The sequence below is a fragment of the Paenibacillus sp. LRG-1 genome (assembly GCF_057220305.1).
In genome coordinates, this window is record NZ_CM170126.1 from 2,163,573 (window position 1) to 2,188,975 (window position 25,403).

The window sequence follows — 25,403 nt, forward strand, 5'->3', positions numbered from 1 at the left end:
CCTTTGATACCTAGATTTGACTCATGCAGCAAGCTGAACTGCATGAGTCAAATCTGAGTGATTATGATAGCTCCAGTACTTGAAAGCCGTAGCCTTCAATAGAAATTTCTCCTTCCAGGTATTTACCGCTGATCAGCTCATTCCCTTTCTGATCATCCAGATGATATTGCTGCGTCTGGGCGTTATGATTCAGAACGAATAGATATGATTTTCCATCTTTGGTCCGTACAGTGGCTTCTACACCCGCAGGAGCGCGCAGCAGGGATGGAATCCCTTTTTGCTCACAAATGTAGCCCAGCAGGCCATCAAGGAAAGCTTCTTCAGGGTCTGAAGCAACGTACCATGCCTCACCTTGACCGAAACGATTGCGTGTCAGCACTGGCATGCCCTGATAGAAATCATCGCCGTATTCTGCCAGTACTTCGGCGCCTTCGCTATGCAACAAGTCGCAGAGCAGACCGCATTTATATTCACCTTGTAATACGCCCACCTTTTCTTTCAATACAATGCGATTGTGTGATTCCGGCAGAAGGGCGTCAATTTCTTCCACCCAGATCCCGAGCAAGTTACGTAGTTTACCAGGATATCCTCCGGTTGTGACCAGATCGTTTTCATTTACAATGCCACTGAAAAAGGTCGTTACGAAGGTGCCGCCATGCTCTGTGAACTGTTCCAGCTTCTCGGCGGTACCCGGCTTGACCATGTAGAGTACAGGCGCGATAATGAGATCATATTTCTGGAAATCTGCATCAACAGAAACCAGGTCTACCTGTACATTCCGCCGGAAGAGGGGAGTATAATACTTGTGTACCTGATCCATATATTTCAAGGCAACAGAAGGGCCGCTTGATTTTTCCAAAGCCCACCAATTATCCCAATCGAATAAAATGGCTACTTTGGCATTAACGGTCGCGTCAAGTAGTGTGTTGCCTAATGCGCCAAGCTCACTGCCAAGCTGTGCCACCTCGCGAAATACACGTGTGTTCTCATGCCCGGCATGCTCAATGACGGCCCCGTGGAATTTCTCACAAGCGCCGATCGAGCGGCGAAGCTGGAAGAACATGACCGTGTCCGCGCCATGCGCGACTGCCTGATAACTCCATAACCGCATAACGCCGGGCCGTTTAAGCGAATTATACGCCTGCCAGTTCTGCTGGCTCGGTGTTTGCTCCATCAGCATAAAGGGTTGCCCATCCTTCAATCCGCGCATCAGATCGTGCGCCATCGCCGTATAGCTTATCGGAGTATTGGCCCCGGGATAGCTGTCCCAAGATACAATATCCATGTACTTAGCCCATTTAAAATAGTCCAGTTGCTTAAAAAAACCCATCAGATTGGTTGTTACCACGGCATCGGGAACATGTTTTTTAATCGCGTTATATTCCAATAGGTAGCAATCCAGCATACTGTCTGAATTGAAGCGCGCATAATCGAGGGATATGCCCTGAAAGCAGGAGTGATTTTCTCCCCAATGCTCGCTCAGATTATTTGGCGGTACAATTTCATCCCAATCATAGAAGGTGTGACCCCAGAAGGAAGTATTCCACACCCGGTTTAGCTCTTCCAGTGATCCGTATTTTTGCTTGAGCCACACCCGGAATGCGGCCGCGCAGTTATCACAATAGCAATCCCCGCCGTACTCATTGGACACGTGCCACACGAGGATCGCGGGATGGTTTTTGTATCGTTCTGCAATTCGGTCAGCCATCTGCTCCGCGTATTTTCGATACGTTGGACTGTTCGGACAGGAGTTGTGGCGGCCACCGAATTTCCGCTTCCGTCCGTCAGCGTCTACCCGGAGAACGTCGGGGTAGCGGTTAGCCATCCAAGCAGGGTGCGCTGCCGTACTAGTAGCTAGACAAACGAAGATATCGCTTTCATAAAGACTGTCAATCAATTGATCCAGCCATTCAAAATGATATGTGATTTCGTCGGACTGAATTTTGGCCCATGAGAATACGTTGACCGTGGCGATATCAATCCCTGCTTGCCTGAACATCCGTAAATCTTCCTGATGCGTGGCCTCATCCCATTGCTCAGGATTATAATCTCCACCGTAAAATACTTTAGGAAGTTTGCTGCTTATCATGCCAATCACCTCTGTATATAAGAATAATTCTATCTTATAATACAAATAACTGCTTTTAAATATAATAAAATGAACATGTATATAACAATATGGATCTACATGAAGAATACATACCCGCATACGCCGGAGGTGCTTTTTATGATTTTAACTCCCCATCATTTAAGATTTTTCCTGACTACACGTGAGCACTCTTTACCCCTTTTTATTGAAAGTATCGGATTTAACAGCAGGCAGGAGGATGTGTCCCGTCCAGAGGGTTATCCGTGCTTTCACTGGATTCAGACGGTGTCTGGTGAAGGGATGTTTACATTTAAAGGGGGGACCTTCCGTCTGGGAGAGCAGTCCGGGGTTCTGTTGCTGCCCGGGGAATCCCATGCATACAGACGGGCGACCAAGGTATGGCGAACGTTATACATTACATTTGACGGCCCCATCGCCGCTGCTGTATTGACTGCACTGGGATTGAAGCATACACGCGGGTATCATTGGGACCCGGATAGCGAGCTGCACAGCTTTGGGGAAACTATGCTCCATTCCATGGTTAGTGAACGTGATTTGTCTGGATTAGATGCTTCGGCCAATATGTATCGTTTTCTGACTCTACTGCGTAAACATGGACAACATAGCTCGATGCCTTCCCTATCCCATAATGTGGAACGTTTAACCCCTGTACTGGCCTTTATGGAGCAAAATTATGCCAGTCCAGATGTGGGCCTAGGTGATATGGCAGTTATGATGAATGTCAGCTCCCGTCATTTAAATACATTATTTAAGCAAGCGTTTGGTGTGACTTCTTATGCTTATCTGATTGTAATTCGGCTGCGGAAGGCCAAGGAAATGATGACGGAATATCCGCAATTAACAGTAAAGGAGATTTCGGAGCGAGTAGGATTCCGAGATGCCAGTCATTTTGTGGCAACTTTCCGCCGAGCTGAAGGAATTACCCCGGAAAGGTTCAAATTACTGTATACATAAGGGTATTTTATCGAAATACTCTTTCTTACTCGGGAATGCTCTTTTTAGGGAGCATTCCTTATTGTTTTTTTCAGGATGAGGGAGTATAAAATAATAGTTCATTTGTTTCATCAAACTGATGTGCAGGTGACATAATAAACATAAGATCCATAGTTCTTTTGCAAAACCCTCATCCAAAGAAGGAGTCAACGAAATGCTGAGTAAAGTCAAAAGATTATTAATCGGTCGTCCGCGAAAGTCGACGGCCCTTGAAGATGAGAAACTGAATAAGCTCAAGGCACTGGCCATTCTGTCCTCAGATGCCTTGTCCTCTGTAGCTTACGGAACGGAGCAAATTCTGCTGGTTTTAATTACAGCTGGCTTCGCTGCCCTATGGTATTCCATTCCTATATCCATTGCGGTATTGGGTTTGCTGATCATTCTGATCCTGTCCTATAGACAGACCATATTTTCCTATCCTGGTGGTGGCGGAGCGTACATTGTTGCACAGGACAATTTGGGAAAGAGTCCGAGTCTGATTGCAGGTGGTTCTTTGCTGGTCGATTATATTCTGACGGTAGCAGTTAGCTCATCAGCAGGTACAGATGCCATTACATCTGCGTTCCCGTCGTTACATGATCATCGGATCGCCATTGCTCTGATTATGATTATCTTTTTGACTATTATGAACTTGCGCGGGGTGACAGAATCTGCCTCGGTGCTGGCTGTACCGATTTACTTATTTGTTGTTGCTATTTTTGTTTTGATTATTAGCGGTATCATTCATTACGTGGCAGGGGGAGCTCATGCTGCAGCACCGCAATTTGGAGCTACGGTATCCAACGTCAGCCTGTTCCTGCTACTGAAGGCGTTCAGCTCGGGTTGCTCGGCGTTAACTGGGGTAGAGGCTGTCTCGAATGCCATTCCGAACTTCCGCAAGCCAGCTGCCAAAAATGCAGCAACTACACTAATGATGATGGGTTTGATTCTCGGGTGTATGTTTATCGGAATTAGTTTGCTGGCTTATTGGTACGGTGTTCGTCCTAATCCGCATGAAACGGTCATTTCGCAAATTGCGAACGCCACTTTCGGGCGCGGTGTAATGTATTACATCATTCAGGGCGTAACGGCGCTCATCTTGTTTTTGGCGGCGAATACAGCCTATTCGGCCTTTCCATTGCTTGCTTTTATGCTCGCGAAGGACAAATACATGCCGCACATGTTCATGGTTCGTGGAGATCGGCTTGGATACTCTAATGGTATCCTGTTTCTGAGTATCTTCTCGGCATTGCTGGTTATCGTATTTGGCGGAAACACAGAAAATCTGATCCCGCTTTATGCCGTAGGGGTATTTATTCCGTTCACGCTCTCGCAACTTGGCATGATGATTCGCTGGATCAAGCTCAAACCGCCAGGCTGGATCGTCAAACTTGCTATTAATACGGTTGGGATGCTGACCACGCTGTCGATTACGCTCATCTTTATTTTCACCAAATTTAGCCAGGTGTGGGTAATCTTTATTTTTCTGCCTTTGGTTCTGTATTTCTTTATGAAGATCAACAGGCATTACAAAAATACGGCTGAACAACTGCGCATTGATATTACCAAGGATAAACCTATGGTGAAAGGCAATACGATTATTATTCCGGTGGCAGGTATTACGCGAGTCGTTATGAATACGATCAGCTATGCCAAAACCTTGTCGGATAATGTGGTTGCCGTATATGTGGGTGTGGATGATGAGGCGATTCAAAAAATGGAACAGAAGTGGGAAGAGTGGGACGTGGGCATACGTTTAGTAGTGCTGAGATCCCGTTATCGCAGCATCATTAATCCGCTCCGCAAGTTCATCGATACAGTAGAGTGGAAAAAAGCAGACGAGGACCATATCACTGTTCTCATTCCACAATTCATCACCAAGCACTGGTGGGAAAATATTCTACACAATCAGACCAGCTTACTGATGAGAGCTTATTTGATTAATTACAAAGACGTGATCGTAACGACCGTACCTTTTCATTTAAACAAATGAGGATTTTGCAAAAATCCCATAAGCGACTTCCGATGAACAGGATATAGATCGAAATGCTTTAGTTCGTCTATATCTTGCACTTCGGAGCGACTGGAATCGAATTTTGCAAAATCCTGAAATAAAGTCACTTGCCAATTAGCCCAACTCATTTGTGTGAGCTGACTATAGCAAGGACAAAATGAACATCTTTTGGCCGCATTTCTTTGCGGTCGGAGGGTGTTTTTTTTGCATAACGGAGATATTTACTTTGGTGATACATTTTGTGTATTATAGATACGAAATGTATCATTCGAGACTGTTATGGAGGGATACGATGCCCGAAGCCAAGGGGAAAATGGAAGATGACAAGCTGCAATTTGTAGATACGCTGAGGGCGCTGGCTATTATTGGAGTTTTACTTGTGCATGTCAGCCAGCATGTAGACGGATTAAACGGATGGTTGCAAAAAGGCTTGAGTATAGGAGCTAAAGGAGTCGCTTTATTTTATATGGCCAGCGCTTTTACACTATTTCTGTCCTTGAGCAGACGTTCGGGTGACAAGAGGGAAAGAACTTCAGCTTACCTGTTGCGTCGTTTTTTTCGAATTGCTCCTTTGTATTACGTGATGTTAGGAATCTATTTGGTTGTGAACGGGACAGGTCCACGATTTTGGCTTGGAGATCAGGAGGGAGTCACTGCCACCAATATCACTGCTCATTTCCTGTTTTTGAATGGTCTGAATCCGTACTGGATCAACAGCATTATTGGTGTGGAATGGTCCATTGCGGTGGAATGTATGTTTTATCTGTTTATCCCCCTATTATTTAAGCTGATCCGATCAGTCCGCCATGCGACCTGGTTTGTTGTGATGGCACTTGTGGTAAGCTTCGGGCTAAATACGGTATTTGTTCAATATCCATGGATTAATGATCACTCTTTATGGGGGCACTATCTGTATTTATGGTTTCCGAATCAATTGCCTGTCTTTGGGCTAGGTATATTGTTGTTTTTCATTTGGAAAGACGAGCGGCATTGGAAAAGTATAGACCGGGTCAGTGGAGGTTGGCTGCTGGTTTCTGTGCTATTTGCGTTTTTTGGAGGCATGACCGATTATCTCATAGGTGTCGGGTTGCTGCTGGGAGCGTATGCTTTGTATCACTGGCAGCCGATCTGGCTACTTAATCGGGTGTGGTCATGGATCGGCCGCCTTAGCTACAGCATGTATTTGACGCATATGCTGGTTCTGGGACTAATCGTACAGGTTAAACTACCTTTTGCTCCCCTAGTCAGCCTCACACTTATGTTTATCATGATGTTGCTATTCACCATCGGACTATCCTGGTTTACCTACTCGTGGATTGAACAGCCCGGCATCCGTTGGGGGAAAAAGCTTATATCACGTATGAAGCCTGTGCACAAGCAGGGAGATTCGGTCAAAGAAAGTGTTGCCTAAGCTGCAACTTGAAACAGCATCCGATAACATTTGGTTGAAGTGCTTGAATAAACTATGAAATAATTGAAAAGACCTCTTGAAAAGTAGCTCCCAGCCCTTTATATTCGATGTACATCCAAGTTTTTGAATACACCGATGAGGTTTGTTGTAATTGTAAAGGAGATGCACGCATGCTTTTGAAGCCAATCGGCTTTTTGCTTTTCTCCACGCTTGAGGGAGTAGCTGTTTTTGCGCTGATTTTGAGTATTTTTAAAGTTAAAATGATCCCTTATCTATGGCAGGCCATTTTTGTTAACCTGATTATGAATTTGCAAAGTTATATGCTCCGAGAGGAGTTTTCCTTTTCGTATTTGGTGCCTGTCGTAAATATGCTGCTTTTTATTTTTTTACTTGCTACGGTCGTGAAGATTCCGATTGTGTGGTCCGGTATTATGACGGTTACAGGTTATTTTGCATATGCCGTTGTTCAGTCTGTATTCCTAAAAGTCATGTTCGGCAACCTTCCGGTTTCTGAGCTGCAGGATGGGTCCTTGAAGGGCTATCTGCTACAAGTGGTAAGCGCGGCAGTAGGACTGCTTATTTCATTGATGTTGTATCGAAAAGGGATCGGCTTTTCCCCTAATTTCAAGAAGCTAAAGTTCAAAGAGGAATATGGCATTGTCATCACGCTGATTATCCTGTCGCTCATTTCAACTTCTATTGTGCTCTACTATAACGAGGTATGGTTAAATATGATATTTTTTGCACTGGTTTCGGGATTTTTCATCTATTATGCAATCGGAAAGGAATACCGGGATGATTGAAGCGATGGCTTTCAAACTTGCTAACCAGATCAAACGTACTGTGCCTGATCATCCGGCCTCTGTCGCGGTACTTAAATACGCACTTGCTCTCATTCTGAATGCGTCCATGATCATCGTGTTAACACTATTCGCCTCAATCTTCACGGGGCGGATGGTAGAGGCAGTAATGATTCTCGTCGCCTTCGCCCTGCTGCGCCAAATATCAGGAGGCATTCATTTGAAAACGGGCATGGCATGTGTGTTGGTGACCTCAGCAGCTTTTACTTACATATCCTGCATTGCCTTAAATAGTTGGTGGACAAACCTGTTTACCGGAATAGCTCTCATTCTCGTTTTATGTTTTGCCCCGTCCAGAATTGAAAAGCAGTCACGCATTCCAGTACAATTTTATCCCCTCTTGCGACTGTTATCCTCCTTGCTTGTATGTACTAATTTTGTAATCGGTTCCTCTGTAGTGGCTATTGCTTTTTTGGTCCAGAGCCTAACATTGATCCGGGGAAGGAGGTGAGTGGAATGATGAGGAAAATGGTATATGGATTAGCTACATCGTTGTCTATGTTTGCAACATTTGCTGTATCAGTGGCGAGTTACGTGTATGTTTATCAAGGGGATACACCCGAGGAACTGCTGAAATAAACAAAATACCGAAATAGAAAAATGATACATAGAGCTGCTATTAAGCAGCTTCTTTTTATGCAAAAAAAATCAGGCGCTCCATTAAAGAGCGCCCGAATGGGAGAGGAGAAACCGGACGAAGAGCTTATGGGGAAACGTAAGTCTTCTCCGCGGTTGTCTACGACATTGGTTGAATGCCGATATCCTAAGGATGCCCAGGGAATGGTTTTTTATACCTGCCTCATCCTAAGTTTTTCAAACGGCGGTGCATGTGGTACGATAGCGTCATAATCTTATATGGTTATGAACACATATAGAAAATAGGTGAGTTTCAGCGTGAGAGTGGTATCGGGTAGTGCCAAAGGAAGGCCGTTAAAGGCAGTTCCCGGCACAGGGACGCGGCCGACCACGGATAAGGTCAAGGAAGCGCTATTTAGCATGATAGGTCCTTATTTTGATGGGGGAGTCGCACTTGATCTGTTTGCTGGCAGTGGTGGCCTGGGTATAGAGGCGCTTAGCCGGGGAATGGACAAGGCTGTTTTTATTGATATGGAATCCAAAAGCATTGATGTCATTAAAGAAAATTTGCGAAAAACTGGATTGGAAGGACAGGCTGAAGTGTTCCGCAATGATGCCGGACGAGCGCTCAAGGTGCTGGCAAAACGTGGAGCTCTTTTTGATGCTGTTTTTCTGGACCCACCCTATCGTCTCAAACACGGAGATGAATTAATGAGCCGTATGGCTGAGTTTAACTTGCTTCGTTCAGATGCAATCATCGTGCTGGAGTATGAATCGGGACATGAATATCCGGAAAGATTCGGGCCGTTCGAACAGGTCAGAAAAGCAGTTTATGGTGAAACGGCGTTATCTATTTATCATTTTGCAGCCGATGTTTTGTCGGATGTCGTAGAACATACAGAAGCCGGAGGGGTCAAATTCGGCATCAGCGAATCAGACGGGGAGGACCATCATGATTGAGCACAAACCACGTATTGCTGTATATCCGGGAACTTTTGATCCCGTGACGATGGGGCATCAGGATATTATTCAAAGAGCAGCCAGACAGTTTGATCTATTGATTGTCGCGGTTCTTAACAATATTAGTAAAAATCCGCTGTTTTCACTTGAGGAACGAATGGAGTTACTGCGAACGGTAACTCGCGATATCCCGAACGTTGAAGTGGACAGCTTCCGTGATCTGACAGCTAATTATGTACGTCAAAAAGGGGCCCAGGTTATTGTCAGAGGAATTCGGTCGGTGACTGATTTTGAATATGAGCTACAATTAGCCTCTACAAATCATAAGCTGAACCCGGATGCGGAAACGATCTTTATGATGACCAATCCAGCTTATTCATATCTGAGTTCCAGTATGGTGAAGGAAATTGCGCATTTTGATGGCAAGGTTGTAGATCTGGTGGCACCGGAGGTGGAAGACGCACTGCGTGCGAAGGTCAACGCGAATCGTGGCGGCTCCACCATGAAGTCATAAAGGAAAAGGCCAGCAGGGTAACTATAATTGTACCTAGCAGTGCAATGGACAGTACGGTTAGTTGCCAGGGGTACATAGATGTTCCTTCAATTTGTGTTAATAAGCCGCTGGCTCCGGCCATGACAGGATGCGTGGCGGATTCATTTACGTTTTCCGCAAAAGAAGACACAGAACTGCGACTGACGTAAGCGGGAGTTGTATTGCTGAAGATGCGGCTAAGCGGGACCCATGTCGCCCAGGTAAGTCCAAAAGCAATGATCCCATGGAGCACTCGTGACAGGGTGAAGGTGATGCCCTTGTCGGAAGGCCTGGTGACGGCGGTAATTTGAAGCCAGCCGCACAGGCCCCCCCAGCCCAACACAGCACTAATCAGGGCTGCTTGTGTACGGAGATCAAAGGGCAGACGGCTGATTTCATAGGAACCCAGATGGATTTCCATCCAGGCAGGCCATATGAAAGAAAGCGATCCTTGGCCTGTATATATGGACAGCAGTCGAATCAGTACGGAAAAGAAAATAATGAATCCACCTGTCACCATCAGCGTCTGTACAGCATGGGATACGGTTTCGCCCAACAGTTTTCCGAAACTGCGGCCGTCCCGTTCTCTGGCAGAGCGGGTAGCTTCCCATGCGGATCGGATCAGGGAGGGAGAAGTACGGGAAACTGAGGTGCGCCGGAGGGCAGCTGGCGTTTCCCGTTTTTGCAATTCTTTGGACGGTACAGGTAGTCTGGCTGTGATCCAGCCTGCCAGCAGCCCGGAAATCCAGTGAACGGCAAGTAACATCACACCTGCGGCAGCATTGTGCAGTAGCCCTGTCCCGATGACGAGCAGGATGGTAATCGGATTGCAGAAATGAGCGATAGCGGTTAGACGTCGAAGCTGAAACGCGGTCATATCCTCCTGTTGTGCCCATTGGCGCACTGCTTCCGCAGCAGCCGGGAATCCTGCGGTCAGGCCGAGGGCCAACACCCAGCCGCTTCGCCCGGGTAGACGGAACCAGAATCGCATAAACGGCTCCAGCAGGACACCTAGTCCATGTACTAGACCAAAGGCGATGAGCATTTCGGACAGCATCAAAAAAGGCAACATGGCCGGGAAAATAATACTCCACCATAGCTTAAGGCCTTGAGTAGAGGCTTGAAATACTTTTTCTGGTGAGGCGACAACAGCCAGTACAAGTAAAATGGCTCCAAGGCCAAGCAGTACGGTTGTCCAATAAGGAGCGGAATGGGCTTCCTTTTGCATCAAAGAATTCACCTCTCATAAATATACTAAGGAGAGTCGGATGCTGTCTCCAGCGTTTATTCACGTTCGTTGTCTTGGGATAGGTTGTTCGTATACGTTGTCGTAAACAATGTATGCTTTTTCGGAAGGCTTGAGAACAGGTGGCGTAGAGGCACTTGGGTAGGATAGGAGAAGTTAGGCTGCAAGGGGGAGAAGCAATGAAACGAATAAACCGGAAAAGAGCTTTTTTTACAACCGGTTATGTCTTAATGCTGGCTGCAATGGTCTATGTGCTGGTCTATATGCCAACCCCTTATCTGATCTATGGACCAGGTGGGGCAAACGAGATCAAACCGATGGTTAGAGTCCAGGAGGGTGACAGCATCGAACGGGGGACCTTTATGATGACGACGGTATCGGCGCGTTATGCCAATGTTATCATGTTGGGCCTGTCCAAGTTGGACCGCAATTCGGAGATTCAACGCAAAGAGGATCGTCTGCATGGAAGAAGTGAAGACGAATATGCGGCAGAGCAGGTATGGTATATGGGGGATTCCCAATCTTCCGCAATGGAGGCTGCATACACCCGTGCCCATGTCCCCTATCGGATTGTGCCAGATTACGTGTATGTATTTAAGGTCCCGGGATCGAACAGCGTGTTCGAGCCTGGAGATGAAATATTGGAGCTGAACGGAGTGAGGGTGACCGATAATCGTTCCATTCGGAAGGCTTTGGAGGACGAAAAACCGGGAACAATGGCTAAAGTGAAGCTAAAGCGTGATGGAAAGTTGCTGACCGTGCAAGCTCCCTTAACGACCATCAAGGACAGTGAGACGGGCAAGCAACGTTCTGGATTTGGCGTCAGTATTGCCACGGTACAGAAGGTACAGCCGAAGGATGGACGTAAAACGATTCATTTTACATCTACGGATGTTGGCGGTCCTTCGGCAGGTTTGATGTTTACCATGGAAATCTATAACCAACTGACACCAGGTGATCTGAGTAAGGGATATCGTGCAGCCGGTACGGGTACTATTGATAAGGACGGTCAGGTTGGAGCGATTGGTGGTGCAAAGTATAAAATAGTTGCTGCTGACCGTCAGGATGCGGATTTGTTTTTCGTCCCTGCAGATAATTATAAAGAGGCGAAGGCCAAAGCTGAGCAAATTGGAACCCGGATGAAGCTTGTTCCGGTTCGCAAGCTTGGCGATGCGCTGAATTATATGGAAAAGCTGCCCATCAAACCATAATGGGCGGTCGCAAGTAATCAGCATACATGTCGCGGATGGCGGGACGTGGCATCCCGGCTGCGTGTATGGTGGCTGCGGCTGTATCCCAGTCCAGCTGAGGATGTGATCCGGCAGACAGCTTGACCCATACCGGAAGGGTGGCTGTCTGCTTCATACGTGCCAGCAGCTTGCGTCCAGCCCTGTTAAAGCCGAGCACGCGGATATAGCCCGGACCTTTCGCCAGCTCAGCAGGAGTCATATCGGCTTTGGCATGATTCAGCAAAATATGTGTACACATCCGCTGAAGCTTCGTACGAGTATAGCGCCTTGTCTTGATAGCGGCGAGCAGGGCCTCCACAGAAGGCTGGGGGAGCGTGTACAGCGATTGCCGCAGACGATGCTCCAGCCCTTCGGTGACCTCGTGCAGCTCCGCCAGCTGCTGCGGGCTACGTGTGATCAGAGCGTTCAGCAGCGGCTGGCTGAACGCTTCCCAATGCAGCGGCGCGCGTTCGGCTTGCCACTCGCGCCGCAAAATCTCCAGTGTCGCCGCAGGTATGTACGGCGACGCGGCCTCCGGCCCGCCGTCCAGCAGCAGACGGCGGATGGCCGTGGCGCTGGCGATGACTCCGTCCGCAGGAGCCACGGCTTCATGGTAGCCCGATCCCGTGCGGGCTACCGTGAAGGGCTTGATTGTGCTGCCCAGCCGTTCCAGCGCAATCAAGTAATGCAGCCCCAACGTATTGTTGGGCTGCTGCATGAGGGCGGCGAGCGCAGCGCCGTCCTCTCCTTCGGCCGCCAGCGCGGCTGCGGCTCCCGCGTAGGCAGCGGGATAGCTCGCGCCGCTGCTTAGGCGCTGCGCGATGCCGGCCTTGAGCTCGGCCGGCTCTGCCGCCAGCACGCGGGCCAGCGCGCGTAGCGGGGCGATGTCTCCGCTCTCGCTACCGAAGCAGAGCGCATCGACGATGCCCGTCGCATGGAGCAGGGCGACCGCTCCGCGGGCAAACCATTCTGCAGGCTGGACGGCATAGGCCACAGGCAGCTCCAGAACCAGGTCCACACCCATGGCGAGTGCCATTTCGGTGCGGGACCATTTGTCTGTAATCGCGGGTTCACCCCGCTGAAGGAAAGGGCCACTCATCACAGCCACTGTGCGCTGTGCACCAGTGATGCGAAGAGACTCCTCCCAGTGATGGACATGTCCGTTATGCAGGGGGTTGTACTCTACAACCATACCGAGTGTTTTCAAGACCGTATGTCAGCTCCTTTCTTAAAGTAACTTATTGGGTAACTATTTTGATAATAATGGTTAAGTACCCGTGAATGATTGTTTTCAGGGCAGCTATACTGTTTTTCATCGTCGGCATGAACAAGACCATTGAGACCTGGACGAAAAAGCTTTATACTCGCATTATTGTACACGAAGAGTGGCGGGGGTACGAATACTCATCGGTACATGTTTAGCACAATGCATTTTTGCTTCTGCATAAAACTTGTCGAACCATTGGAAAACCGGTGGATTTGTGAGTGGTGTAAAGTGAAAGGTGTTGACAAACGACTCGATCAGTCGGTATAATAATTTTTGTTTGTTTGGAGTGATAGTGATGCAACTATTTTTTCGCAAAGTAGCAACAAGTGACGGTCCTTTTCCTATCCGTGAATCTCTTAATGTGAGTGAATTGGTGGATGATCGTGCTGATGTTACGGCCGTTTCCCCGCTGGAGACCGACTTGGTCGCCGTTAGTCTGGGTCAAGGCTTGATGAGCGTAGAAGGCACGTTGACCGCAGGTCTGGACATGCTATGCTCACGCTGTTTAAGCCCGATGCACGAGGATTTAAAGATTGAATTCCGTGAACGGTTCAAGCAAACCTCTTCGAGTGTTGAAGAGGAGGATGAAGATGGCGATTTTATCGCAGTGACGGAGGACTCCTTCGACATTGCACCGTATTGTGAAGAACTGTTTGTACTGCATGTGCCGTTTGCGCCTTTGTGCAGTGAGGATTGTCAGGGAATCGCACCAAAGACCGGACAAAACTGGAGTATTGGCTCCGATGACAGTAACGATGGCGATACGGAAAAGATTGATCCGCGTCTGGCAGGGCTTAAGGATTTTTTTAAATGAGAATTGAGTTCAATTCTGAAAAATCATCATCCGCTTGTGCCGGAGAGTTACTGAACCGATGCGTGGATGTTGCAGGCTTGATTCACCGGCTGTAAGATAATTGCTTCTGGCATTTTCTTTCAGTCTTGAATGAGATAAGAAGTCATACCCGCTATGCGGGGGTGATCTGGTTAAGGAGGTGGGAATAATGGCAGTACCTCAACGGAGAACATCCAAAACTCGTCGCGACAAACGTCGTACTCACTTTAAACTGGCAGTACCAGGTATGGTGAAATGCTCCGAATGCGGCGAATTGAAACTTGCTCACCATGTGTGCAAAGTTTGCGGAACGTACAAAGCTAGAGAGATCATCTCTCAATAATGTCCGATAAGCGGATTCTTTGGAATCTTCGCAGGAAGAGTAGCGCTTCACTTCAGTGAGGCGCTACTTTTTTTTTGTCTGCATGCTTCCTTTTTACGTCAGCATGCTATATACTGTTTTAGTACCAGGTTCTAAGAAAGAAGGGCCGAAGAGGTTCCTTTATACATACAAGAAGACAAATCGGCTTGAAGTTTCGCCGTTAGAAAGTGAAGTAAAGTAACCCGAACTGTCGTCTGAACGACAGTTTATTGTAGGGAAAGGAGGCGTCACTGACATCGAACGTTTGCCGAAGAGACAGAGACAGCAGCGGCTGACTCAATTAATTGATGATAATCCGTTCGTAACGGATCAGGAATTGACAAGACAGCTGAAGGTAAGTATTCAGACTATTCGGCTGGACCGGATGGAACTGGGAATCCCAGAATTGCGGGAACGGCTAAAGCTGATGGCTGAGCGCTCCTACGACCAGGTTCGTTCCTTGCCTTTGCATGAAGTGATCGGGGATATCGTTGATCTACAGTTGGATCGAAGCGGTATTTCGATTTTTGAGATTAAAGAGGAACATATTTTTTCGCGTACTGGCATTGCGCGGGGGCATTATGTATTTGCTCAGGCCAATTCATTGGCCGTTGCCGTGATTAATGATGAGATAGCATTGACTGCATCAGCGGATATACGCTTTGTCCGCCCGGTTCATTTAGGTGAGAAGTGCATTGCCAAGGCATATGTACGCTCAAATCCAGAACAAAAAGGGAAGGCTAAAGTGGAAGTCTTTGCCTACGTAGGAGAAGAAATGGTGTTCCAAGGCAACTTTGTCATTTATCGCTCCACGGAGGAAGAGTATAGCGAAGGAGGAAGTCAGCATGCGGATCGCCATTGATGCCATGGGGGGAGATAATGCTCCTGAGGCGACAGTAGAGGGCGCGCTATCTGCGGCAGCGGAATGGAAGGATACGGACATTACGCTGGTTGGTGACCTGGAACGAATTGAATCGGTTCTGAACGGTAGGGCGTTGCCGACGAACCTCAGCATTCGCCATGCATCCGAAATGATAGATGCGCAGGACGAGCCTGTAAAGGCAGTGCGCCGTAAAAAGGATGCCTCGATGGTCGTAGCTGGTCGAATGGTCAGAGAAGGCGAAGCGGATGCCATGATATCCGCAGGTAATACAGGCGCGCTAATGACCACAGGGTTGCTGGTGGTTGGAAGAATGGAGGGCATTGAACGTCCGGCTCTCGCGCCGATGATACCAACGATAGATGATCAGGGTATTCTAGCGCTGGACTTGGGAGCCAATATGGATGCCAAGCCTGAGCATCTTGCCCAGTATGCACTGATGGGGAGCTTGTATCGTCAGAAAGTTCACGGTGTGTCTTCTCCAAGGGTGGGTCTGCTAAATGTGGGGACCGAAGCTGGGAAGGGCAATGAACTGACGAAGTTGGCATATCCACTTATTGAGCAGTTACCTGTCAATTTTGTGGGTAATGTTGAATCGAGAGATGTGTTAACCGGGAATTGCGATGTACTGGTGTGCGATGGATTTGCTGGAAATATCATGCTAAAATCGCTAGAGGGTACAGCCGGAGCCATATTTTCTCTCTTAAAAGAGCAATTCACCAAATCCTTGAAGACCAAGCTTGCGGCAGCCTTGATTATGCCTGAGCTTCGCAGTCTGAAAGGTAAATTGGATTATAAAGAGCATGGCGGGGCTCCTTTGCTGGGTTTGAGTGGACTCGTCCTGAAAAGTCACGGTTCGTCTGACGGCGTTGCCGTCAAAAATGCGGTAAGGCAGGCTCGTACGGCCTTGCAAAACCGATTGGTAGAAAGTATATCCAAGGAAATCAGCAGGAAGTGAGTGACGATATGAATAAATTACGGCCGGTTGGTGTTATCGGAACAGGGAAATACGTACCTGAGAAAATTCTGACCAATAAAGATTTGGAAGCAATCGTAGAAACAAGTGATGAATGGATTGTCAGCCGTACAGGGATTCAGGAGCGCCATATTGCGGCTCCAGAGCAGGCTACATCTGATTTAGCTTATGAAGCAGCAATTAAGGCGTTGGAGTCCGCGGGTATGACGGCACAGGATCTGGATTTAATTATTGTAGCTACGGTTACACCGGATATGGCGTTTCCGTCAACTGCCTGCATTCTTCAGGACAAATTGGGAGCCAAAGGCGCAGCAGCTTTCGATTTGTCTGCGGCATGCTCGGGTTTTGTATACGGACTGGCTACGGCAACGAGCTTCATTAAGACAGGTATCTATAATAATGCATTAATCATTGGGGCAGACTGTCTTTCTCGGATTACAGATTATACCGACCGCAATACCTGTGTTCTATTCGGAGATGGTGCAGGAGCTGTAGTGATTGGCGAAGTGCCTGAAGGTAGAGGATTCCAATCCTTTGATCTCGGGGCTGAGGGTGCCGGAGGCAGCTTACTCAAGTTGGAAGCAGGAGGCTCGCGTTTGCCTGCGAGTGCAGACACACTGGAAAATAAACAGCACTATATTTACATGAACGGACGCGAAGTGTTCAAGTTCGCGGTTCGTGTTATGGGAACGGCAACGGTCGATGTGTTGGAAAAAGCAGGGCTGTCCAAAGATGATATTGATCTGTTCGTTCCGCATCAAGCCAATGTTCGCATCATCCAATCGGCGATGCAACGTCTGGATTTACCAGAGGAAAAGGTAGTTGTTAATGTTCATAAATATGCGAATACATCGGCAGCATCAATCCCTCTCGCTCTTGTGGAAGCAGCTGAGGAAGGCCGCATGAAGGAAGGCGACCGTGTATTAATGGTGGGCTTTGGCGGTGGCTTGACCTGGGGAGCGTCGGTTCTTGTCTGGTAATAAGATGGAAGTTTTGATATAATATTGAATTTGTGTAGTGTTTTACAGGACAAGCATTGGATACAGAGAGGTGCATACACGATGGGCAAAACGGCATTTATTTTTCCCGGTCAGGGTTCACAAGCTGTAGGTATGGCTAAAGATGCTTATGAAGCAGTTCCAGCTGCAACAGAAGTATTTCGCCAAGCGGACGAACGGTTAGGGTTCGCACTAAGCACACTGATTTTTGAAGGGCCGGACACAGCTTTGAAGCAAACATCCAATACGCAGCCTGCACTGTTAACGGCGAGCATTGCGTTGTATGAAGCGTTCAAGGAAGAAATGGGCATTCATCCCGATTATGTGGCTGGACACAGTCTAGGAGAATACAGCGCGCTAGTCGCTTCCGGTGTTCTCGCATTTGAGGATGCGGTTGAAATCGTTCGTACACGTGGCGAGTTCATGGAGCAGGCCATTCCTGATGGGCAAGGCGGGATGGCTGCTGTGTTGGGAGCTGATCGTGAAGCATTGGCAGCATTGTGCCGTGATATTACGGAGTCTGGTCAACTGGTCGAACTAGCCAACATCAATTGTCCTGGACAAATTGTTGTATCTGGTACGAAGGAGGGCGTAGCTGCTGTCGCTGAACGTGTGAAGGAAGCAGGAGGCAAGCGCGCTATTACTCTGGAGGTTAGCGGTCCTTTCCACTCGTCATTGATGAAGGAAGCAGCGACCAAGCTCTCCGGCAAGTTGGAGGCTGTAACTTTCTCCAAAGCTCAGGTTCCGGTTGTTGCCAATGTAACAGCTAAACCTGTACGTGAGGGGAGCGAAGTTCGCCAACTGTTGGTGGATCAGGTCTATTCTCCGGTACTGTGGGAAGACAGTGTAGCATGGCTACTAGAACAAGGTGTTGACACCTTTGTTGAGTTTGGACCGGGAAGTGTATTGACTGGACTGGTTAAAAAAATCGACAAAACGGTTAAGCTGTATAATATAAGCAGCCTGGAGTCGTTTGCTTCTGTAACGGAAGCCTTGGAGGCCCGTTAAAAGTATAATCATTGCCTTAACGGGTTATATACTTGCAAGGGGGGACTATGATGTCTAAGCCATTGAGTGGAAAAACGGCGCTCGTTACAGGAGCGTCGCGCGGAATTGGCCGTAGTATTGCGTTGGCGCTGGCTGAAGCAGGTGCTAATGTGGCGGTAAACTATGCTGGTAGTGAGGCGGCTGCGACTGAGGTAGCAGAGCAGATTCGTGCCAAAGGTGTAGAGGCTATTACAGTTCAGGCTAATGTCGGTCGCGCTGATGAAGCGGATCAGTTGATCAAGGATGTGATTGGCGCTTGGGGCAAGATTGACATCCTGGTGAATAATGCCGGCATAACAAGAGATAATTTAATCATGCGCATGAAGGAAGAGGAATTCGATCAGGTGATCGAAACGAATCTGAAGGGTGTGTTTAATTGTCTTAAGGCGGCAACACGTCCAATGATGAAGCAGCGTTCTGGCCGAATTATCAATATCTCATCCGTGGTCGGTGTACTTGGCAACGCAGGACAAGCCAACTACGTTGCTGCTAAAGCAGGGGTAATTGGTCTTACCAAATCCTCTGCTCGAGAGCTTGCTTCGAGAGGTATTACAGTGAACTGTGTGGCTCCTGGATTCATCGATACTGAGATGACGCAGGTGCTGGCTGATGATTTGCGTGACAATATGCTGAGCGGTATTCCGCTGGCCCGTCTTGGACGGCCTGAGGAAATTGCTGACGTGGTGCTGTTCTTGGCCTCGGATGCTTCCTCATATATGACGGGCCAGACTTTGCATGTGGATGGCGGCATGTATATGTAGTAGCATGTTGCCAATCCGCATGCCCCGATGAAGAGTTGTCAATGAATACTCTCTTCTATGGCATTTTAATTGTAATTTTCGTATAATACCTAAGAGGAGGTGAGCCGGATGTCCGATGTATTGGAGCGCGTAAAACGCATTGTCGTTGACCGTTTGGGAGCCGACGAAGCCGAAGTTACACTTGAAGCATCTTTTAAAGATGATTTAGGCGCTGATTCTCTCGATGTAGTTGAATTGGTAATGGAATTGGAAGATGAGTTTGATATGGAAATCTCTGATGAAGATGCAGAGAAAATTACAACTGTAGGTGAAGTTGTGAAGTACATACAATCTCATACCTAATTCATGTCATCAAAAGTCCCGTTCTGTTACAGGCGGGACTTTCTCCTAATTATACAGATTGAACTAAAGACGGAATTGCCGTGTGTTTTTGAGTCTGGCTCAGCTTCACTTAGTCAAAGGCTGAGAAGTATGCGGCATTACTAACTTTAGTTGATTCTATATTATTTTTACGCACAAGAGTGTGCGGTCTTAAAATACAATATGCAGTAGACATAGAGGTGATTATCTTTGAAACAACGTGTTGTCATAACAGGAATGGGTGTAATCACTTCGCTGGGACAGGATTTGAACACACTATGGGATAATCTGATGGCTGGAAAATCCGGCGTCAGTGAAATCGAAGCTTTCGATACAAGTGAGTACACTACGAAAATAGCCGCTTCCATTAAAGATTTTAATCCAGAGGATTATATTGAACGTAAGGATGCGCGTAAAATGGACCGCTTTGTGCAGTTTGCGGTTGCTGCTAGTAAATTGGCGCTTGAGGACAGCGGACTTGTAATCGGAGAAAATGCGGATGCTGAGCGTGTTGGTGTATCTGTCGGTTCCGGTATTGGCGGATTGGGAACTTGGGAGGATCAGCACAACGCACTGATTGAAAAAGGACCTAAACGCGTAAGCCCTTTCTTCATCCCGATGATGATTGCTAATATGGGTTCCGGTCAAGTGTCGATTTCACTCGGTGCTAAAGGCCCCAATACATCACCAGTTACGGCTTGTGCCACGGGCAGTCATGCTATTGGTGATTCCTTCCGCATGATTCAGCGTGGTGACGCAGACGCCATGATTTGCGGAGGAGCTGAGGCGACTATTCGTCCGATTGGTATGGCTGGATTTTGTTCCATGCGAGCAATGTCCACGCGTAACGACGAGCCTGAAAAGGCAAGCCGTCCTTTTGATACCGAAAGAGACGGGTTTGTTATGGGCGAAGGCTCTGGTGTTCTTATTCTAGAATCGTTGGATCATGCTTTGAAGCGTGGTGCGCGTATTTACGGTGAAGTGATTGGCTACGGTCTTTCTGGCGATGCCCATCATATGACGGAGCCTGATCCAGAGGGAGCAGCACGCTGCATTAGAATGGCGATCCGTGATGCTGGATTGAATCCTGAAGAGATTGATTATATCAATGCACATGGTACATCTACGCCAGTCGGTGATAAATCCGAAACGGAAGCAGTCAAGAAAACGCTGGGAGAGCATGCCTATAAGGTAGCGATCAGCTCAACTAAGTCGATGACAGGGCATTTATTGGGTGCAGCGGGCGGCGTTGAAGCCGTGATCTGTGGTCTCGCCCTTCAGCATCAGACGATTCCGCCAACGATTAATTTGGATAATCAAGACCCGGCATGCGATCTTGATTATGTACCTAATAAGCCGAGAAAAGCGGAACTGAATGTGGTTATGTCCAATTCCTTTGGTTTTGGCGGTCACAATGCTACGGTTATTCTAAAAAAATATGAAGCATAAGGGGTCAGTTCGTTGAGTGGAGACTTGAAGCAATTACAGCAGAAACTTCATATTCAATTCAACAATCGGCAGCTTCTGAAGCAGGCCTTTACGCACGCTTCCTACGTAAACGAACATCGGTTCAGTCAGCATGCAGACAATGAGCGTCTTGAATTTTTAGGTGACGCTGTTCTGGAACTGACGGTGTCCGAGCAATTGTACAATCAGTACCCTAACCGACCCGAAGGCGAACTCACCAAGCTGCGTGCAGCTATTGTCTGTGAGCCTTCTCTGGTGAAGTTTGCTGTCGGGCTTGAGTTTGGGCAATATGTACTGCTTGGAAAAGGTGAAGAGTTGACAGGTGGACGTACTCGTCCGGCTCTGTTGGCTGATGTATTCGAAGCGTTCGTAGGTGCGCTTTATTTGGATCAGGGTCTGGAGGCCGTCCGTTCGTTTCTGGAACGTTATATTTTTCCTCAAATTGTATTAAACGGTAAGCTTCAGATGAGTGATTTCAAAACAGAGCTTCAGGAACTGACGCAGCATCATAACATGGGGATGCTTGAATACAAGATTGTAGAGGAGCGCGGACCAGCCCATGAGCGCGAGTTTGTAGCTGAAGTATATATGGACAGCGAACGGCTAGGGGCAGGTACAGGACGCTCCAAAAAAGAAGCTGAGCAGCAAGCGGCGGCAGTAGCTTTAAACCGTTTGAAGCTGGCAGAATCGTAATCGGTACCTGAGCAGCCCGGACGGGTTACGCAAGCAGGGGACACAAAGTAAGAGCAAAGGGCAGTCCGCGGGGAGTCCCGGCCCGTAATGGCGAATGGACTGCGTTTTGCTCTTTTTTCGTGGCTTTGCTGGTGTAATGTGAGTGTCGGTACTGTGCTTTATACAAGCTAGTTTATGCTACAATAGGGATAATTCATATCAATCAGGTGTACGGTGTTGTACAAGCATATTTGAAATGTTAGAGGTGAGATTGAGCATGTTTTTAAAGCGCATTGAGCTGGCGGGCTTCAAATCGTTTGCAGATAAAACGGAAATGGAATTTGTCCGCGGCATTACGGCAGTCGTCGGACCCAACGGAAGCGGAAAAAGTAATATTTCTGACGGGATTCGTTGGGTGCTTGGCGAACAGAGTGCCAAATCACTGCGTGGCGGCAAAATGGAGGACATTATTTTTGCGGGTAGTGATGCTCGTAAGGCTGTTAATTACGGTGAAGTATCGCTTACGTTGGATAATGAAGATCAGGCGTTGCCTCTGGATTTTGGTGAAGTCACGGTAACGCGACGTGTACATCGAAGTGGGGATAGTGAATATTTCATTAATCGGCAATCATGCAGACTCCGAGATATTACAGAGCTGTTTATGGATACAGGGATTGGTAAAGAAGCTTATTCAATTATTGGACAGGGACGCATCGAAGAAATTCTGAGTACCCGATCTGAGGATCGTCGAGGTATTTTTGAGGAAGCCTCGGGTATCGTAAAGTATAAATCGCGTAAAAAAGATGCGGTTCGCAAGCTGGATGAAACGGAGCAAAATTTACTGCGTATTCACGATTTGGTTAGTGAACTGGAGGATCAGATTGGACCGCTTAAGGAGCAGTCTGAAAAGGCGATTCATTTTAAAGAGCTGCGCGGTGAATTGAAATCCAAAGAAATTTCAATGTACGTCCATCAAATTGAACAAATTCATACTTCGTGGAGCGATGCGACTTCCAAACTAGCTTTGCTGCAGCAGGAGCAGCTTCAGTTGTCTACGGTGGTGTCCCGCCACGATGCGATGCTGGAAAGTGACCGCAACGAATTACGCCAGCTGGAGGAGCAAGTAGAGCGGTTGCAAAGGGATCTGCTGCAATACAGTGAAGCGACGGAGAAAAGTGAAGGCTACGGCGAATTGCTCAAAGAGCGCACACGCAATCTGGAGGCTAATCGGGAACAATTGATCTTATCACTTAGCACAAGCGAATCACGGCATTCCGAGCGCAGGAGTGAACTGGATCAACTGAACGAAAAGCTGTCTGCACTGAATGTAGAGCTTGACGAGTTGCGTGGGCGGCTGTCTGACGAAGAGGCCAAACTGATTGGTGTTACAGGCGGAATCAGCCAGGAGCAGGAAGAAAGCCTAAAGGGTGGTCTGCTGGAGCTGATGAATCAAATGGCACAGGCCCGTAACGAAATTCGTTATACAGACCAACAGAAGGAAGCATTGGAACGGCGTGTGACTCGCGTAAGTGACGAATCCGGCAAATGGGAAGCCCAGAAAGTACAGCTTGAACAGCGCAAAAAGGGATTGGAAGCTGCTGTTCAGAAGCTAGGGCAGGAAATCAGTAGTTTGCGTAGTGGCTATATTCAGGGAAGTGAAAAGTACCAAGCCCTGCAAAAACTTCTGGAAGAAAACCAGGGTACGGTTCGTAAATGGGAACAAAAACGAGAGGCTCTAATTTCACGGCGAGATACGATGAAGGAAATGCAGGATGACTTTGACGGCTTCATGCTTGGAGTTAAAGAGGTATTGAAGGCTGCACGAAAAGAAACCTTGCACGGTGTACATGGAGCGGTAGCGGAGCTGATTCGGGTGCCTGAGCATTTAGAGCAGGCGATGGAGACCGCTTTGGGTGCTTCAGTTCAGCATATCGTGATGGAAAATGAATCCGTATCCAGACAGGCGATCAGTTTTCTAAAGCAACGTCAACTGGGCAGAGCGACATTTTTGCCTATGGATGTTATCCGCCCGCGTCAAATCGGTGCGGGGGAACGCCAAATTGCAGAAGGCGCTGAAGGCTTTGTCGGGATCGGTGCAGATCTTGTTCAGTATGATGATCGATATGCCGGAATTGTAGGCAGTCTCTTGGGGAATGTGGTCATTGCCCGTACGTTGGAAGATGCAAACCGTATTGCGGCCCGTTGCCAATATAGATACCGCGTGGTCACTTTGGAAGGCGATGTTGTCAATGCAGGGGGTTCCATGACTGGGGGAAGCCAGTTCAAGAAAAATGCTAATCTGCTTGGACGTAAACGTCAGCTGGATCAGTTGGATCAAGACATTGTAGATACGGAGCAGCAAATTGCAAGGTTGCGCCAGAGTGCAATAGATACCAAACGCCAGCTGGAGGAGACACAGACCCGTCTGGACGAGTTGCGTCAGGGCGGCGATGTGAAGCGCGGTGAAGAGCAGCAGATGGCAATGGAGCTCAAGCAACTGGAGCATGAACTTCGTCATGTTCTGGAGCAGGTCGCTGCGTCTGGTCAGGAGAAAAAGGGCTTTGATCAGGAAATCAAGGAGCTGGAAACTTCCCGTGAAGAAGCGTTGGTAAAGTTGGCTGCGCTGGAGGAAGAAGAGAAGAAAACGCATCAGGCCATTCACGCTGCCGAATTCGCCCGTAAAGCCAACGAATCTGCCAAAGAGCAGCTGCAGGGAGAGCTCACGAATCTCAAGGTAAGAGAAGGAAAGCTGGACCAGGAGCGCTTTTCATTGGAAGAGCAGCTGCGCAGATTGCGTGGGGATTATGATACTCTTGGTAAGGATTCGAGACAAAACAAGACCTTGCTTGCTTCCATCGAAGCAGATTTGCTGACCAATGAGCAGGAGACCGTGAAACAGATTGAAAATCTCAATCAATACCGTTTGAAAAAGGAAGAAGCCGCACAGCAACTGGAATTCAAGCGGGCTGCACGCAGTAGCTTGTCCAAAAAGCTGGAAGTGGCTGAGAACGACACGAAAGAACAGCGAATTCAGCTCAAGTCAGTGGAGGAGTTGCTTCGTCAAACGGAAATTGGAGTAAATCGACTTGATGTGGAACTGGAAAATGTTCTGAAAAAATTAAGTGATGATTATGAACTCAGCTATGAGTTAGCCAAGCAGCGTTACCCTATACCTGAAGATATTGAAGGTACGCAGAGTGAGGTAGAAAGGCTCAAACGTGGTATTTCCGCGTTAGGTGAGGTGAATCTAGGTGCCATTGAGGAATACCAGCGTGTGCATGAGCGTTATACGTTTCTTGATGAGCAAAAGTCTGATTTGGTGGAGGCCAAGACAACGCTTTATCAGGTTATTCGTGAAATGGATGAAGAAATGTCCAAACGCTTTAAGACTACATTCGATGCTATTCGGCGCGAATTTGGAACGGTATTCTCCAAGCTGTTCGGAGGCGGACGTGCTGATCTCGTGCTGCTTGACCCGGAACGCTTGCTGGAGACGGGAATCGACATCGTAGCTCAACCACCGGGCAAAAAACTGCAAAACTTGCAGCTACTGTCGGGCGGTGAGCGTGCGTTAACAGCGATGGCGTTACTATTTGCCATTTTACACGTTAAACCTGTTCCATTCTGTGTACTCGATGAAGTAGAGGCTGCATTGGACGAAGCAAACGTGGTGCGTTTTGCCCAGTATTTACGAGAATTCTCGGAGCAGACACAGTTCATTGTAGTCACACACCGCAAGGGCACAATGGAAGAATCAGATGTGCTGTACGGGGTTACGATGGAGGAAGGCGGGGTTTCCAAACTCGTATCTGTCAAGCTGGACAACGATGAAGCTGAGATTGCCTGACATTAAATAACATACTTTCAGACCA

General features: G+C 47.9%; 23 protein-coding genes. 20 read left to right on the forward strand and 3 right to left on the reverse strand.

Annotated elements, in window-relative coordinates; all coding sequences use genetic code 11:
* Window positions 1-61: 61 nt before the first annotated feature.
* Entirely contained in the window at window positions 62-2,089 is a 2,028-nt protein-coding gene (locus tag ACUUJN_RS09720; RefSeq protein WP_484669544.1) for a beta-galactosidase, read from the reverse strand.
* A 138-nt stretch (window positions 2,090-2,227) separates the two neighbouring features.
* Here ACUUJN_RS09720 and ACUUJN_RS09725 point away from each other — a divergent pair, with 138 nt between their 5' ends.
* From ACUUJN_RS09725 to coaD, 8 genes are all read left to right on the forward strand, one after another.
* The gene (locus tag ACUUJN_RS09725) at window positions 2,228-3,064 is read left to right on the forward strand and encodes an AraC family transcriptional regulator (protein ID WP_023988150.1); all 837 of its coding nucleotides are present in this window, start codon (window positions 2,228-2,230) and stop codon (window positions 3,062-3,064) included.
* A gap of 193 nt (window positions 3,065-3,257) precedes the next feature.
* Window positions 3,258-5,075: an APC family permease gene (locus ACUUJN_RS09730; protein ID WP_023988151.1), complete on the forward strand. Its 1,818-nt coding sequence runs from the start codon at window positions 3,258-3,260 to the stop codon at window positions 5,073-5,075.
* A 313-nt stretch (window positions 5,076-5,388) separates the two neighbouring features.
* Window positions 5,389-6,507, forward strand: coding sequence for an acyltransferase family protein (locus ACUUJN_RS09735; protein WP_484669545.1), 1,119 nt, complete (start codon window positions 5,389-5,391; stop codon window positions 6,505-6,507).
* A gap of 170 nt (window positions 6,508-6,677) precedes the next feature.
* On the forward strand, window positions 6,678-7,310 hold the full coding sequence (locus tag ACUUJN_RS09740; RefSeq protein WP_338533482.1) for a hypothetical protein: 633 nt from the start codon (window positions 6,678-6,680) through the stop codon (window positions 7,308-7,310).
* Window positions 7,303-7,818, forward strand: a complete 516-nt coding sequence (locus tag ACUUJN_RS09745; RefSeq protein ID WP_028542742.1) for an accessory gene regulator ArgB-like protein — start codon at window positions 7,303-7,305, stop codon at window positions 7,816-7,818. Before ACUUJN_RS09740 ends, ACUUJN_RS09745 begins: the two co-directional genes overlap by 8 nt.
* A 5-nt stretch (window positions 7,819-7,823) precedes the next feature.
* The gene (locus tag ACUUJN_RS09750; RefSeq protein WP_023988155.1) at window positions 7,824-7,946 is read left to right on the forward strand and encodes a cyclic lactone autoinducer peptide; all 123 of its coding nucleotides are present in this window, start codon (window positions 7,824-7,826) and stop codon (window positions 7,944-7,946) included.
* 315 nt (window positions 7,947-8,261) lie between these two features.
* Window positions 8,262-8,903, forward strand: coding sequence for a 16S rRNA (guanine(966)-N(2))-methyltransferase RsmD (gene rsmD, locus ACUUJN_RS09755; RefSeq protein WP_484669546.1), 642 nt, complete (start codon window positions 8,262-8,264; stop codon window positions 8,901-8,903).
* Entirely contained in the window at window positions 8,896-9,417 is a 522-nt protein-coding gene (gene coaD, locus ACUUJN_RS09760) for a pantetheine-phosphate adenylyltransferase (protein ID WP_013309846.1), read from the forward strand. The genes rsmD and coaD overlap by 8 nt, the downstream gene beginning before the upstream one ends.
* On the opposite strand, the gene ACUUJN_RS09765 is transcribed toward coaD, so the two are convergent.
* Complete coding sequence (locus ACUUJN_RS09765) at window positions 9,380-10,663, reverse strand: nucleoside recognition protein (protein ID WP_484669547.1); 1,284 nt, start codon at window positions 10,661-10,663, stop codon at window positions 9,380-9,382. The genes coaD and ACUUJN_RS09765 overlap by 38 nt on opposite strands.
* A 197-nt stretch (window positions 10,664-10,860) precedes the next feature.
* Here ACUUJN_RS09765 and ACUUJN_RS09770 point away from each other — a divergent pair, with 197 nt between their 5' ends.
* Entirely contained in the window at window positions 10,861-11,892 is a 1,032-nt protein-coding gene (locus ACUUJN_RS09770; protein WP_076156898.1) for a YlbL family protein, read from the forward strand.
* On the opposite strand, the gene ACUUJN_RS09775 is transcribed toward ACUUJN_RS09770, so the two are convergent.
* A complete protein-coding gene (locus tag ACUUJN_RS09775) occupies window positions 11,882-13,117 on the reverse strand; it encodes a nucleotidyltransferase (protein WP_484669548.1) in 1,236 nt (411 codons plus the stop codon). The genes ACUUJN_RS09770 and ACUUJN_RS09775 overlap by 11 nt on opposite strands.
* A 355-nt stretch (window positions 13,118-13,472) precedes the next feature.
* Between ACUUJN_RS09775 and ACUUJN_RS09780 the strand changes: the two genes are divergently transcribed.
* From ACUUJN_RS09780 to smc, 11 genes are all read left to right on the forward strand, one after another.
* Window positions 13,473-13,991, forward strand: a complete 519-nt coding sequence (locus tag ACUUJN_RS09780; protein ID WP_023988160.1) for a YceD family protein — start codon at window positions 13,473-13,475, stop codon at window positions 13,989-13,991.
* A gap of 187 nt (window positions 13,992-14,178) precedes the next feature.
* A complete protein-coding gene (gene rpmF, locus ACUUJN_RS09785) occupies window positions 14,179-14,352 on the forward strand; it encodes a 50S ribosomal protein L32 (protein ID WP_007429979.1) in 174 nt (57 codons plus the stop codon).
* Between the two features lie 283 nt (window positions 14,353-14,635).
* Window positions 14,636-15,232 carry a transcription factor FapR gene (fapR, locus tag ACUUJN_RS09790; protein WP_007429980.1) on the forward strand — a complete coding sequence of 199 codons (597 nt, stop codon included), beginning with the start codon at window positions 14,636-14,638 and terminating at the stop codon, window positions 15,230-15,232.
* On the forward strand, window positions 15,216-16,208 hold the full coding sequence (gene plsX, locus ACUUJN_RS09795; RefSeq protein ID WP_023988161.1) for a phosphate acyltransferase PlsX: 993 nt from the start codon (window positions 15,216-15,218) through the stop codon (window positions 16,206-16,208). The genes fapR and plsX overlap by 17 nt, the downstream gene beginning before the upstream one ends.
* Window positions 16,209-16,216: 8 nt before the next feature.
* Entirely contained in the window at window positions 16,217-17,206 is a 990-nt protein-coding gene (locus tag ACUUJN_RS09800) for a beta-ketoacyl-ACP synthase III (protein ID WP_023988162.1), read from the forward strand.
* 81 nt (window positions 17,207-17,287) lie between these two features.
* Window positions 17,288-18,232: an ACP S-malonyltransferase gene (gene fabD / locus ACUUJN_RS09805; protein ID WP_028542738.1), complete on the forward strand. Its 945-nt coding sequence runs from the start codon at window positions 17,288-17,290 to the stop codon at window positions 18,230-18,232.
* A gap of 50 nt (window positions 18,233-18,282) precedes the next feature.
* Entirely contained in the window at window positions 18,283-19,032 is a 750-nt protein-coding gene (gene fabG / locus ACUUJN_RS09810; protein WP_025721716.1) for a 3-oxoacyl-[acyl-carrier-protein] reductase, read from the forward strand.
* 108 nt (window positions 19,033-19,140) lie between these two features.
* Window positions 19,141-19,374, forward strand: coding sequence for an acyl carrier protein (locus ACUUJN_RS09815; RefSeq protein ID WP_007429985.1), 234 nt, complete (start codon window positions 19,141-19,143; stop codon window positions 19,372-19,374).
* 228 nt (window positions 19,375-19,602) lie between these two features.
* Complete coding sequence (gene fabF / locus ACUUJN_RS09820) at window positions 19,603-20,841, forward strand: beta-ketoacyl-ACP synthase II (RefSeq protein ID WP_023988165.1); 1,239 nt, start codon at window positions 19,603-19,605, stop codon at window positions 20,839-20,841.
* Between the two features lie 12 nt (window positions 20,842-20,853).
* Entirely contained in the window at window positions 20,854-21,552 is a 699-nt protein-coding gene (gene rnc, locus ACUUJN_RS09825; RefSeq protein ID WP_013309856.1) for a ribonuclease III, read from the forward strand.
* A gap of 256 nt (window positions 21,553-21,808) precedes the next feature.
* Complete coding sequence (gene smc / locus ACUUJN_RS09830) at window positions 21,809-25,378, forward strand: chromosome segregation protein SMC (protein ID WP_053325229.1); 3,570 nt, start codon at window positions 21,809-21,811, stop codon at window positions 25,376-25,378.
* The last annotated feature ends 25 nt before the right edge of the window (window positions 25,379-25,403 follow it).